This is a genomic window from Microbulbifer regidiadema (SeqCode) (assembly GCF_052467605.1).
Genome location: NZ_CP174316.1, coordinates 3,662,092 through 3,674,931 on the forward strand (window position 1 = coordinate 3,662,092; position 12,840 = coordinate 3,674,931).

Annotated in this window: 9 protein-coding genes; 7 read left to right on the forward strand and 2 right to left on the reverse strand. The window is 58.7% G+C overall.

The genetic code is table 11. The annotated features are described in order from the left end of the window. Positions 1 to 189: 189 nt before the first annotated feature. On the forward strand, positions 190 to 2,277 hold the full coding sequence (locus ACJJIF_RS16565) for an EAL domain-containing protein (RefSeq protein WP_444929428.1): 2,088 nt from the start codon (positions 190 to 192) through the stop codon (positions 2,275 to 2,277). 69 nt (positions 2,278 to 2,346) lie between these two features. On the opposite strand, the gene ACJJIF_RS16570 is transcribed toward ACJJIF_RS16565, so the two are convergent. Then, positions 2,347 to 4,008: an alkaline phosphatase D family protein gene (locus tag ACJJIF_RS16570; protein WP_444929429.1), complete on the reverse strand. Its 1,662-nt coding sequence runs from the start codon at positions 4,006 to 4,008 to the stop codon at positions 2,347 to 2,349. Between the two features lie 310 nt (positions 4,009 to 4,318). Between ACJJIF_RS16570 and ACJJIF_RS16575 the strand changes: the two genes are divergently transcribed. Both ACJJIF_RS16575 and ACJJIF_RS16580 read left to right on the forward strand, forming a co-directional pair. Beyond that, a complete protein-coding gene (locus tag ACJJIF_RS16575) occupies positions 4,319 to 6,262 on the forward strand; it encodes a M1 family metallopeptidase (protein ID WP_444929430.1) in 1,944 nt (647 codons plus the stop codon). Between the two features lie 272 nt (positions 6,263 to 6,534). After that, on the forward strand, positions 6,535 to 6,666 hold the full coding sequence (locus tag ACJJIF_RS16580; RefSeq protein WP_444929431.1) for a hypothetical protein: 132 nt from the start codon (positions 6,535 to 6,537) through the stop codon (positions 6,664 to 6,666). Between the two features lie 13 nt (positions 6,667 to 6,679). Here ACJJIF_RS16580 and serB read toward each other — a convergent pair whose 3' ends face one another. Beyond that, positions 6,680 to 7,789, reverse strand: coding sequence for a phosphoserine phosphatase SerB (gene serB / locus ACJJIF_RS16585; protein WP_444929432.1), 1,110 nt, complete (start codon positions 7,787 to 7,789; stop codon positions 6,680 to 6,682). Positions 7,790 to 8,088: 299 nt separating this feature from the next. Between serB and ACJJIF_RS16590 the strand changes: the two genes are divergently transcribed. The 4 genes from ACJJIF_RS16590 to ACJJIF_RS16605 all read left to right on the forward strand — a co-directional run bounded on the left by ACJJIF_RS16590 (position 8,089) and on the right by ACJJIF_RS16605 (position 12,781). Then, the gene (locus ACJJIF_RS16590) at positions 8,089 to 9,207 is read left to right on the forward strand and encodes a hypothetical protein (protein ID WP_444929433.1); all 1,119 of its coding nucleotides are present in this window, start codon (positions 8,089 to 8,091) and stop codon (positions 9,205 to 9,207) included. 154 nt (positions 9,208 to 9,361) lie between these two features. Continuing rightward, complete coding sequence (locus ACJJIF_RS16595) at positions 9,362 to 9,778, forward strand: MerR family transcriptional regulator (RefSeq protein WP_444929434.1); 417 nt, start codon at positions 9,362 to 9,364, stop codon at positions 9,776 to 9,778. Positions 9,779 to 9,885: 107 nt separating this feature from the next. Continuing rightward, the gene (locus ACJJIF_RS16600; protein ID WP_444929435.1) at positions 9,886 to 11,055 is read left to right on the forward strand and encodes an isovaleryl-CoA dehydrogenase; all 1,170 of its coding nucleotides are present in this window, start codon (positions 9,886 to 9,888) and stop codon (positions 11,053 to 11,055) included. 118 nt (positions 11,056 to 11,173) lie between these two features. After that, positions 11,174 to 12,781: a carboxyl transferase domain-containing protein gene (locus ACJJIF_RS16605; protein ID WP_444929436.1), complete on the forward strand. Its 1,608-nt coding sequence runs from the start codon at positions 11,174 to 11,176 to the stop codon at positions 12,779 to 12,781. The last annotated feature ends 59 nt before the right edge of the window (positions 12,782 to 12,840 follow it).

The following is a 12,840-nucleotide window of genomic DNA, read 5'->3' on the forward strand; positions in this document are numbered from 1 at the left end:
TTACGCCGTAAAAATTTGAATAGCGGTCAGCGGAGCGGGGGCGCAGAAAAGTGGACTCTTTTAACTGGGTGTTTTGTGTGATTTAGGTCACAGGTGCCAGTTTGATCTACTCTTGTATGCCAGCCTCTAGGCCCCCTAAAATTACCGCCAGCGGTAGCTGTGTGCCGCCATTTAAAAATAGAGCAAATAATGAGTAGCAACGACACAATACGACTTCTCCTGATTCACGATACCCCATCGGAAGCCCAACGCCTTGTGAGTATGCTGCACAACGCAGGCCGTCCCAACCGAGCACAGCATGTCGCCAGCGAGGCAGCATTTAACCGCCTGCTACAGGATAAAACCTGGGATTTGGCGATTGCTGCCGAGAGCAGCACCCAGGTGTCCCCCGCAGTGGCACTGCGCACCATTAGCAAACTGCAAAAGGATGTCCCGGTCATTATGTTGACCGAGCGCAGCGGTGCCCAACCGGTGGTGGAGGGGCTGAAGCTCGGGGCCCGCGATGTGGTGGTGGTGGATGAGGACCAACACCTGCTCTTTGTGATACAGCGGGAGCTGGCGGCGCTGGCCAACCGCCGCCAGGCGCGCCTGCACGATCGCCGCTATCACGCTACTTTGCAGCGCGCCAAAGAGCTGCTCGATAGTTCCAAAGATGCTATCGCTTATATCTCTGATGGCCTGATCGTCTACGCCAATGATTCTCTGGCCGAGCGCTTTGGCTACGACTCCGGCGAGGATATCGAATATCAGCCGCTGATCGATATGCTGGCGGAAAGTGAACAGGAGGCGGGGCGCGAGTTTCTGAAAAGCTGCGCGATCGACAATAACGAGCTGGAGGCGAAGGAGTGGCAGTTTACCGCCAAGACCGCCTCCGGCGAGTCCCTGCCCACCCGCGCAGAAGTGCTCAGCACCACTTACGACGATGAGCGCTGTTTACAGGTGCGTATCGCCTCCCGCAGAGGCGATACGGAGCAGTTGGAGGCACAGCTCAGCGATATTAAAAACCGCGACCCGCTGACCGGGCTGTTCAATCGCCAGCACTTCCTTCAGGTTTTGGATTCCTGTATCAAATCCGCCGCAGATTCCCACAATACCGGTGGTCTGATGCTGATCGAGGTGGACCGCTTTGAAGATGAGGTGTTGAAAGCTGTGGGGGTGGCCGGCGCCGACGCCCTGCAAAAAGCATTGGCGGAACTGCTCAAGTCCTGCCAGCGCAGTGGCGATACCCTGGCGCGATACAGCGAGGACGCCTTCTGCCTGCTCAGCCCCAATACCACCCCGGACAGCATTGAGCAGCGCGCCCGCGATATTCTGAAAAAGGTTTCCGATACCATCTTCGATGCGGATGGCAAAACCCTGCAAATCACCGCCTCTATCGGTATGTCTCTGATGAGTGAGGCCTCCAGCGGTGCGCAGCAGGTGTTGGATCAGGCGCTATCGGCGCACAAGCAGGCCCTGGGAGCGGATAAGAAAGGCGGCAATTTTGCCCTTTACGAACCGGACACCGACGGCGGTGCCGATGCCGATACCTACCACCGCGCCCGCGTGGTTCAGGCCCTGGAAGCCGGCAGCCTGAAACTGCTGTACCAGCCGATCCTCAGCTTGCAGGGGACCGGCGAGCAGTTGTACGAAGTGCTGGTGCGCATGCTCGACGACAGGGAAGAGCTGGCGCCGCTGGCCTTCCTGCAAGAACTCGGCGATGCGGGCCTGTCGGCGAAAATGGACCGCTGGGTAATTATTACCGCGATCAAGGCCGCAGCGGCGGCCCGGGCTGAGGGCAAGAATATTACCCTGATGCTGCATATTACCTCCGCCTCCCTGGTGGACAGCAGCTTGCCCGGTTGGCTGGGGGTGGCGTTTAAGGCGGCCAAGGTGGCGCCGGGAACGGTGATCTTCCAGCTGCGCCAGGAGGATATCAACAGCAACCTGCACGCGGCCCGGGATTTCACCACCCAGGTGCAGCAACTGGGCTGCCGGGTCTCCGTGTGTCACTTCGGCACCGGCCTCAATCCGTTCAAGGCGCTGGAGCATGTAAAGGTGGATATCGCCAAGATAGACCCCTCCTTTGTGCGCGAGGTCCAGGACGAGGGTGAGAGCAGTGACTCCCTGGCGGGGCTGGTACAGCGCCTGGGTGAGGCGAATACCAAGGTGATAGTGCCCCATATCGAGCAGGCCAGCATGCTGCCGACCCTGTGGCAGACCGGTACCGACTATATTCAGGGCTACTATGTGCAGGCTCCGGCGGAAGAGATGAACTTCGACTTCAGTCTCGAATAACTCCTCTCCGCCAGCGTTTAAAAAACCGCGCCATCTCTGCCGATCGCGCGGTTTTTTAATGCCGATAAATCAGACGTGGTAGCGGCTGCGCAGGGCGGCAATGGTATTGCGCGCCAGGGCGCCGTACTGTGGTGCCGGGGCTGGGACAATCTCCCCGGCCGTGCTCTCGGTCCAGGCGCGCTGGATATGATTCTGCCCCGCTTCCTGCTGGTAAATTCGCGCCAGGCTGGCGTTGTAATTCTGACTGGTGACTGTATCCACGTGATACCAGTGAGCCTTGGCGCGAGAGTGGGAAACATCCATTAGCAGGTAGCCGCGCTGGGTGATCTCCACCCACTTGAGGTGCGGAATCAATCCATCCATAGCGATGGAGGCGATATCACTCAGATGGGATTTGTCCAGGAAGCTGGAGGTGACCCCGGGGGTAATAAATTCGCCGCCGAGGGCGCCGCGACCGGTGAGGCGGCCGTATTTCAAAATACTGAACGGATTGCTGGCCAGGTCCCAGGCCCAGGAGCTGTGGATATCTCCGGTGAGTACCACGAAGTTGTCGATATTATTGTCGGCAATATGGTCGAACAGGCGCTCGCGGGAGGCGGTGTAGCCATCCCACTGATCCATATTTACGGATAAATCCCGCGCCAGGCTGAGTTGCGCCATCATCACCTGTTGCCCCAGCATCCGCCAGCGCACGCCGTCCACTTGGGACTGGGTCAGGCTGCTGTGCAGCCACTGCTCCTGCTCGGCACCGAGAATACTGCGCTCCGGGTCATCGGCGCTCTGCTGATCGAACCAGTCGGCCTGCTCGGAGCGCGCGGCGATGCGGGTATCCAGCATCATCAGGTCCATCAGGTTGCCGAAGCGGAAGCTGCGGTAGATGGCCCTGTCGCCAAACAGATCGAAGAGGCCGTTATCGCGGATCGGCATCCACTCGAAGTAGGCCTGGTTGGCCACCGAGCGGCGCACAAACCAGTCGCCCTCACCCTCTTCGATATTGTGGTTCTCGGCGCCGCCGGCCCAGGCGTTATTCGTGGTTTCATGGTCGTCCCAGACACAGATAAACGGGTGCTGGCGGTGTACCTCCTGCAAGTCCGGGTCGGAGCGGTACTGGGCGTAGCGCTGGCGGTAATCCTGGATATCCACCATTTCCTTGGCGGGGATTGGCTCGCGGCCGAGGCCGGTGTCGGTGCCGTAGCCACCGGGGCCGTATTCGTAGATATAGTCGCCCAGGTGCAGCACCACATCCAGGTCTGCGCGCAGGGCGATCTCCCGGTAGACGTTGAAGTAACCCATGGGGTAGTTGGAGCAGCTGGTCACGGCAAAGCGCAGCCTGTCCACATGGCCGCTGGGCAGGGTGCGGGTGCGGCCTACCGGCGAGTCGATGCCGTTGGAATAGAAGCGGTAGTAGTAGCTGGTGCCCGCTTGCAGGCCGCCGGCATCCACTTTGATGGTGTAGTCCACCTCAGGCCCGGTGATGCCACTGCCGCTGTTGACCACCATGGCCATTTCCGGGTCCAGGGCGATCTGCCAAGTGTAGGGCAGCATAGACTGGAATTCCGGGTCGGCGGACGGGGTGATGCGGGTCCAGAGAATCACGCGGTCGGCCAGGGGGTCACCGCTGGCCACGCCGTGCTGGAAGGGCTCCTGGCCGGAGCCGTAGGCCTTCAAAAGGGGTAGGGCGGCCAGGCTGGCGCCGGAAAATTGTAGAAACCGCCTCCGGGACAGAGACATGGGGTTCTCCTTATGTGCTTGTTATAAAGGACCCGCAGTCTGAATCTGGAAGGTGAACGACGTGTTAATTCCCGCTCATAATTTTTCTGCCTGTACCGCTATTAGTCATGAAATTCGCCCCAAGGCGCCGAAACTGAGACATTAATCTGGTTTATTGACAAAACGCGGCATGACCGTCGGTAGCTCGGGGTGCTGTGGGGGATTGGCGCGCCGGTGGGCGACGGGCGCGCAGGCCTCTGTCGTTTCTCATCGGCGCGTGGTCGGGTATCCTGTGGCGCAAATTGACAAGCTGAACTCAGGGAGTAGACCCATGTTGCCCCGTTTACTGTGTACCAGTCTGATCGTCGGCGGCCTTGCCGTTGCCGGAGGCTGTTCCAAGTCGGAGCCTTCCAAGGCCGAATTAGACAGTGCCAGCGCGCCGCTGAAGGCGTCCGCTGTGATGGAAAAGAAGCCCGGTGTCGATAAGGCGCCGCAGTCCGGTGTGGACTACCACTCTTTCGCCAACAGCAATGACTACCAGGTACAGCACCTGGATCTGGACCTGACTGTCGACTTCTCCCGCAAGGTTCTGGAAGGTGAAGCCCAGCTGGACTTCAAGCGCCTCAATGACAAGAACCTGCCGATGGTGCTCGATACCCGCGAGCTGGAAGTGGTCTCTGTCTCCGCCAATGGCGCGCCGGTAAAATTCTCCATGGGAGAGCAGGACGGCCACCTGGGCACCCCGCTGAATATTGAGCTGCCGGAAGATGCCGACAGCATCACTATTCGCTACCGCACAGCGCCGGGCGCCTCGGGTGTGCAGTGGCTGGAGCCGCAGCAGACTGCGGGCAAGAAGCACCCGTTCCTGTTTACCCAGGCCCAGGCGATCCACGCGCGCAGCTTTATTCCGCTACAGGACTCCCCCAAAGTTCGTATCACTTACAACGCCACCGTGCGCACCCCGAAAGAACTGCGCGCGGTGATGAGTGCCAACAACGACCCGCAGGCGGCCAAAGATGGCGTCTATGAGTTTGAAATGCCCCAGCGCATTCCCTCCTACCTGATCGCCCTGGCGGTCGGCGACCTGCAATTTAAGCCTATGGGCGAGCGCACCGGTGTCTACGCCGAGCCCTCAATGCTGGAATCTGCGGCGGCGGAGTTTGCCGATACCGAGTCCATGCTGGAAGTGACCGAGAAGGCCTACGGCCCCTACCACTGGGACCGCTACGACCTGCTGATCCTGCCGCCCAGCTTCCCCTTCGGCGGTATGGAAAACCCGCGCCTGAGCTTTATCACCCCGACGGTGATTGCCGGCGACAAGAGCCTGGTGGCCCTGATCGCCCACGAACTGGCGCACTCCTGGTCCGGCAACCTGGTGACCAACGCCAGCTGGCGCGACCTGTGGCTGAACGAAGGTTTCACCACCTACCTGACCAACCGCATTATGCAGTTTGTCTACGGTGACGAGCGCTACCAGATGGAAATGGCCCTGGGCTATGACGATCTGCAAGCGGACCTGGCCGATAAAGAGCCCCGCGATGAGATTATGGCCATCGACCTGCGCGGTCGGGATCCCGATGAAGTCTTCTCCAATATCCCCTACGAGAAAGGCTCCCTGTTCCTGTACGAGCTGGAGCAAAAAGTGGGCCGCGAGGCGTTCGACCGCTTCCTGATGGAGTACTTCAACCACTTCTCCTTCCAGAGCATCACCACCGAGGACTTCGTCAAGTACCTGGACAAGACCCTGCTGCTGGAGCACGCCGATAAACTGGATCGCGAGCGCATTCAGCAGTGGATTTTCGAGCCGGGTATCCCCGAGGGTGCGCCGCATCCGCAGTCCGATGCCTTCAGCAAGCTGGACCCGGTGCGCCAGCAGTGGCTGGGCGGCGAGCTGGCGGCGAAGGATATCGATACCCGGGGCTGGACCTTCCACCAGTGGAAATACTTCCTCGACGGTATGCCGGAGAAACTGAGCGAAGCGCAGTTGCAGGAACTGGACAGCGCCTTTGGCCTGACCCAATCCCGCAACAACGAAGTGGCCTTCAGCTGGCTGATGATCGCTGTGCGCAACGACTACGAGCCGGCCTTCGAGCGCCTGGAGCACTTCCTCACCAGCATCGGCCGCAACAAGTTCCTGCGCCCGCTGTACCGCAATATGGTTGAGACCGGTAAAAAAGACGTGGCTGCACGTATTTTTGAGCGCGCCAAGGTGGGCTATCACCCGCTGAGCGTGAAAGTGAACAGCCTGGTGATCTACGGTAAAAAAGCGGGCTAATCGCTATTTTATCCCGCTGCCGCAATTCCCCTGCGCTATGCATGGATTGCGGCAGTGTCCCTTTTCGTTTTTCTCTCCCCTGCACTCTGGCGAACACTAAAGTTTGCCTCGTCGCGCATTTTTTTCGCTTGTTTTTATCGCTCAGCGAACTGGTACGGTAGCGTTGTTAATAGCGCAGATTTTTGGCATTAAAATCATTAAACGACTGTTCAAACGGATTGCCTTTGCGTACTCTCCTGCCCCAGAGATTTTACTCAGGAAAGGAGGCACCTATGTATAAACGGGCTTTACTATTGGTTGTCCTGGGACTTTTTATTGCCAGCTGTGGGCAGAAATCCGGCCCCAACGCCTGCTCGGATAACAACAAGCGGCCGAGCTTTCCTTTTCCTCACGCGATGCTGTAAATGCTAAGTCGGGTTATACCCCGAGCTTAGCGATTTGCCGATCGTTGAGTCCAAACAGGTAGAGGGCGGCATCCAGTCCAAATAGATTGATGGCCTGGGGCGCCTGTAGTCTCACCTTGGGCTTGGGGTGAATCGCGATACCCAGCTCGCCCAAATTCAACATGGGAATATCGTTGGCGCCGTCTCCCATGGCCACCACGCGCTCCAACCCCAGTCCTAACTCCTCGGCGATTTCCTGTAGTAACTTGCGTTTGCGCTCGCCATCGACAATGGGCTCCACCACTTCACCGGTGAGGGCACCCTCGGCAAATGTCAGCTCGTTGGCGTGGGTGTAATCCAGGGGCAGGCGCTCGCGCTGTAGAAATTCGGCGAAGTAGGTAAAGCCGCCGGACAGCAGTGCCGTTTTGCAGCCCAGGGCGCGCAGCGCGCTCAATAGCTCATAGGCGCCCTCTTTTAACGGCAATTTTCCGGCAATTTCCGCCAAGCGCTGCTCGGAAAAACCTTTCAGCAGGGCCATGCGCCGCTTGAAACTCTCGCAAAAGTCGATATTGCCGGCCATGGCGGCGCCGGTAATCGCGGCGACTTGATCCCCGATACCGGTAATTTTGGCCAGCTCGTCGATCACCTCTGCATCGATCAGGGTTGAGTCCATATCGAAGCCGGCCAGCTTCGGCACCCTCTGGGTAACAGAGGCCTGGATGGTCAAGTCTACCCCCAGTTCATCGGCCACCCCCAGGCAGGCCAGACGCGCGCTGTCGAAATCGAGATCCCCATCAATTTGGCAGCGAATAACGGTGCGATCGTGTCTCTGGGCCAAAGTATCAGCGGCGAATAGACTCCACTGTTGTTCGTGAAAAAATTGCAGGAGGTATTGCAGTTGGGATAGGGAGACCGAGCGGCTCAGTAGGGTGACACACCAGATGGCTTCAAGTGTATCCGGTGCTTCGGGGGCTGGGGTAAAGTCGGTACTTTCAGCGGGGAAGGGGGCTGTGCCAGAATATTCCAGCCCGACTCGGGCGATCCCATCGCGGTAGTTCAGATAGCGCACCGTGCCGCTGCCCGAAGCCTGGGCAATCTGTTCCAGGGAGAGGTGGAATTCTTGTGAATTTATTCGATCACCCATAAGCGCTGTCCCGTTTGTATAAAATGTTCGGCGCATTATAGCTCTTGTGAGATTCTTCGCTAAAATTGCCGAGGCTTAATTTCAATGTCGGCCGCTTATCGTTTTTTAATAGGGCCGGGGGATAAGATTTTTTTTCGAATTGGTTGGGTTCGGTTGAACTATTTCGCTGACTGCTTTACCAATCGCTCAGGAGTTAATTGGCGGTGCACAACTTTGGTGCCTGCCGCTAAAATACTCGCTGCTCCGAAATAGCTGGGGCAAGCGTAAAAAAACAATACACAAAATATCTGCCTCAGTTTATGTCAGCTTCCATTGTATCTACTTTTCGCAATATACCGGCTCAGCTTACCCAGCTGTCCAAGCGCGCTCGCCAGCGATTACTGGCTGTGACTATCTGGGGCACACTGGCAATATTCTGTGCAGCGGCGCTGGGGCATTTTTATGGTCAGCAGCACAGCGCTGCCATAGAGCGGGACAGAGTTGCGGCAAAGGCTGCGGCGACTATCCTCGCCGGGCAGAGCCTGGAGAGTATTGTGAGCGGGGACCGCATCAGTTTGCAGTTGATCGCCCGCCAACTGCTGGAGTTGCCCATGGTTGCCGGCATTTTAATTGAGGATGTGGAATCGAATTCCCTGGCCGAAGTGGGGGACCTGAAAGGGGGCGAGACGATTACCGAGCCCGTGGTTCTACACGATAGTATCGCCGGCAATATCACCGTGGCATTTGTGCCCGGAAACGCCATTACCTTTCCCTGGGCCAGCCTGTTGCTGACCCTGGTTTTTGCCCTGCCGTTTAGTGCGGCCGCGGCCCTGCTCAGCGGCAGTTTGTCCAGGGGACACAAGCTGCCGGCACAGGCACCCGAATCGGATGAAGCGGACACCGATACCGAGATTGTCGAGTCCAGTGTCGGGCTCTATTTGCGCCCTCTCAATTGGACGCAACTGGGCAATCAACTGAGCCGCAGTGCCCTGGAGGGGTTGCAGCGGCAGCTGGATGGGCGCATGCGCCGGTTGCAGCGTATCTACGGTGCCAGCCCGCTGAATTGCCCGGGGCCGCAAGTTGGCCTGGATTTTTCCGGTACCGATGCGGCTTTTCGCGCAGTGTGCTGCGGTTTACTGCTGCGGGAGATGCAGAGCGTCAGCCGTACTACCGGTTTGAAGCTGGCTCTGGCGGTGGTTCCATCCCAGCCGCAGAACCCGGATTTCTGCGCCGATCAGCTGCTCAATCAATCTCGCGGCCTGTTTTTACACCCGGAGCTGCTGGAAGACAGTTCCCTGATGGGGCGTATCGAACACCATGGCGCCGGCTGGGCACTGGAAGTGACCGGCCTGAGCCCTTCCTACCAAAAACTTCTCAACAATCAGTTGCAACAGCTGCTCGGCGCTGAGGCCACCCCCCACAGAACCCCGGTGGGTTAAGGGGAGCCTGAACAACTCCGGGATGCCTCTGGCTTACAGAGCGGTTCTCAATTTAAGTGACTGAAAATGATCCGGGGTCCCTTTTTGGCGTCTGCTTTACGTTTACGTTAACGTAAACTCTTGCTAGGCTTGAGGCCATCTTGAGGACGTCGTTATGAAAGCAGAAGCCAGTCAACCGGAGCCCCATAGTTACAGCATTTCCCAGCTGGCGCGGGAATTTGATATCACCACCCGCGCCATCCGTTTCTATGAGGACAAGGGCCTGCTCAAGCCGGAGCGGCGCGGCCAGACTCGGGTCTACAGCCCCGAAGAGCGAGTGCGCCTGAAGCTGATCCTGCGCGGTAAGCGGCTGGGATTCTCCCTGGATGAGAGCCGCGAAATTATCGATATGTACGATCCGGCCCACGGCAATGTGGAGCAGTTGCACCGCCTGCTGGAGCGCATCGCGCAAAAGCGCTTGCAGTTGCAGCAGCAGCTGCGGGATATCGAGAGCCTGATGGAAGAGCTGGACGAAGCCGAGTCCAGGGCCCGAGAGTCCCTGGCGCAAAGTGGTGACGACAGCAGCGCCTGAACAGATTCGACACTGTGCACCGAGTGCGCAGTGGTCCCTTGTGGTATTGAACAGCCGCCAAGGCGGTTATTTGAATTAAAGACACTTTAAATATCAGTGGAGCCGTTATGAACACCTCCTACCCCACCCTGAATTTCGGCCTCGGTGAAGACATCGATATGCTCCGTGACATGGTCTACAAGTTCTGTCAGGCGGAGCTGGCGCCGCGCGCGGCGCAGATCGACGAAGACAACCTGTTCCCCGCCGATATGTGGAAAAAGTTCGGCGAACTGGGCCTGCTGGGCATGACCGTGGAAGAGGAGTTCGGCGGCTCCAATATGGGTTACCTGGCGCACGCTGTAGCCATGGAAGAAATCTCCCGCGCCTCCGCCTCTGTGGGCCTGTCCTACGGGGCCCACTCCAACCTGTGCGTCAACCAGCTTCGCAAAAACGGTACCCGCGAGCAGAAGCTCAAGTACCTGCCCAAGCTGTGTTCCGGTGAACACGTGGGCGCACTGGCGATGAGCGAACCCAACTCCGGTTCCGATGTGGTGAGCCTGCAACTGCGTGCGGAAAAGCGCGGCGACCGCTTTATTCTGAACGGCAATAAAATGTGGATCACCAACGGCCCCGACGCCGATACCTATGTGATCTACGCGCGCACCGAGCCGGGCATCAGCTCCGGCGGTATTACCGCATTTATCGTTGAGCGCGGTTTTGCCGGCTTCTCCCAGGCGCAGAAACTCGACAAGCTGGGTATGCGCGGTTCCAACACCTGTGAGCTGGTGTTCGAAGACTGCGAAGTACCGGAAGAAAATATCCTCGGTGAACTGAACGGCGGCGTGCGTGTTTTGATGAGCGGGCTCGACTACGAGCGCACCATTCTGTCCGGCGGCCCCGTCGGTATTATGCAGGCCTGCCTGGACGTGGTGGTGCCCTATATTCACGAGCGCAAGCAGTTCGGCAAGGCCATCGGTGAATTCCAGCTGATGCAGGGCAAGATCGCCGATATGTACGCCGACCTGAATGCCAGCCGCGCCTATCTCTACGCCGTGGCGCGAGCTTGTGATCGCGGTGAGGACTCGCGCAAGGACGCCGCCGCCGTAATCCTGTTTACTGCGGAGCGCGCAACCCAGATGGCCTTGCAGGCGATCCAGACACTGGGCGGCAATGGCTATATCAACGAGTACGCCACCGGTCGCCTGTTGCGCGATGCCAAGCTCTACGAAATCGGCGCGGGCACTTCCGAAGTGCGCCGTATGCTGATCGGTCGCGAGCTGTTTAAAGAGACCCGCTAAGGCAGGGTATTTCTTCTCGCCGCCGGCACCTGTCGGTGGCAGCTGTCTCCAGCCGGGCACTGCGGCGATAAGCTGCACCCTGTGGAGGTCTTTTCTCCGGGAAAGTGAATCAGACTTTATGAATCAGTTGCAGAGCAAAATAAATACGCGCGACGCCGCCTTTGGCGAAAATCGCGAGCAGATGCAGGCGCTGGTGGCAGACCTGCGTGAAAAAGTGGAAGCCATCGCCCAGGGCGGCGGCGAGCGCGCACGGGAAAAACACCTGGCGCGAGGAAAATTATTGCCCCGGGACCGTATCGATGCGCTGCTCGATCCGGGCAGCCCGTTTATGGAGTTTTCCCAGCTGGCCGCCCACGAGGTTTACGGTGAGGATGTTCCGGCTGCGGGTATTATTACCGGCATCGGCACCGTCTCCGGTCAGCCCTGTGTCATTGTCGCCAACGATGCCACGGTAAAGGGCGGCACCTATTACCCGCTCACGGTAAAAAAACACCTGCGCGCGCAGACCATCGCCGAGCAGAACAACCTGCCGTGTATTTACCTGGTGGATTCCGGTGGTGCCAACCTGCCGCGCCAGGACGACGTCTTCCCGGATCGCGAGCACTTCGGTCGTATCTTCTTCAATCAGGCCAATCTGTCTGCTCAGAATATTCCACAGATCGCAGTGGTTATGGGCAGCTGTACCGCCGGCGGCGCCTATGTACCGGCGATGGCAGACGAATCCATTATGGTGAAAGAGCAGGCCACCATCTTCCTGGCGGGTCCGCCCCTGGTAAAAGCGGCCACTGGTGAAGAGGTTTCCGCCGAGGAACTTGGCGGTGCCGAGGTGCACTGCCGCACTTCCGGGGTTTCCGATCACTACGCCAATAACGACGTACACGCCCTGCAATTGGCGCGCCGCTCGGTGGCGCGCCTGAACCGTATTAAAAACCCCGGCCTGGATATCCAAAAGCCGGTGGAGCCGATTTATCCACCGGAAGATATTTACGGTGTGGTGCCCAAAGATTCACGCCAGCCATTTGATGTGCGCGAGATTATCGCGCGGGTTGTGGACGGCTCCGAGTTCGATGAATTTAAAGCGCTGTACGGCACTACCCTGGTCACCGGTTTTGCCCGTATCCAGGGCTACCCGGTAGGAATTGTTGCCAACAACGGCATCTTGTTTGCGGAGAGCGCACAGAAGGGCGCGCACTTTATTGAGCTGTGCGCGCAGCGCAAGATTCCACTGGTATTCCTGCAAAATATCACCGGCTTTATGGTGGGTAAACAGTACGAGGCGGGCGGTATTGCCAAACACGGCGCCAAGATGGTGACCGCAGTAGCTACCGCGAAAGTGCCCAAAATTACCATTCTTATCGGCGGCTCCTTCGGCGCCGGTAACTACGGTATGTGTGGCCGCGCCTACGATCCCAACTTCCTGTTTATGTGGCCCAATGCGCGCATCTCGGTTATGGGAGGGGAACAGGCTGCTGGCGTATTGGCCCAGGTGAAGCGCGATCAGATGGCAGCGCGGGGAGAATCCTGGAGCGAGGAGGAAGAGCGCCAGTTTAAACAGCCGATTGTGGATAACTACGAGCACCAGGGGCACCCCTATTACGCCTCCGCGCGCCTGTGGGATGACGGCGTTATCGACCCGGCGGATACCCGCCGCGTGCTCGGCCTGTGTCTGGCGGCGGCCAGCCACAAGGAGCCGCAAGAGACCCAGTTCGGCGTGTTCCGCATGTAAGCAACCGTGGTTGCGGCACCGCTGGATTGCCCCGGTGCCGCTATCGAGAAACGCCCCAA

Coding starts and splice junctions, on each gene's coding strand:
- ACJJIF_RS16565 (WP_444929428.1), top strand. CDS start 190: ATGAGTAGCAACGACACAATACGACTTCTCCTGATTCACGATACCCCA.
- ACJJIF_RS16580 (WP_444929431.1), top strand. CDS start 6,535: ATGTATAAACGGGCTTTACTATTGGTTGTCCTGGGACTTTTTATTGCC.
- ACJJIF_RS16605 (WP_444929436.1), top strand. CDS start 11,174: ATGAATCAGTTGCAGAGCAAAATAAATACGCGCGACGCCGCCTTTGGC.
- ACJJIF_RS16590 (WP_444929433.1), top strand. CDS start 8,089: ATGTCAGCTTCCATTGTATCTACTTTTCGCAATATACCGGCTCAGCTT.
- ACJJIF_RS16575 (WP_444929430.1), top strand. CDS start 4,319: ATGTTGCCCCGTTTACTGTGTACCAGTCTGATCGTCGGCGGCCTTGCC.
- ACJJIF_RS16600 (WP_444929435.1), top strand. CDS start 9,886: ATGAACACCTCCTACCCCACCCTGAATTTCGGCCTCGGTGAAGACATC.
- ACJJIF_RS16570 (WP_444929429.1), bottom strand. CDS start 4,008: ATGTCTCTGTCCCGGAGGCGGTTTCTACAATTTTCCGGCGCCAGCCTG.
- serB (WP_444929432.1), bottom strand. CDS start 7,789: ATGGGTGATCGAATAAATTCACAAGAATTCCACCTCTCCCTGGAACAG.
- ACJJIF_RS16595 (WP_444929434.1), top strand. CDS start 9,362: ATGAAAGCAGAAGCCAGTCAACCGGAGCCCCATAGTTACAGCATTTCC.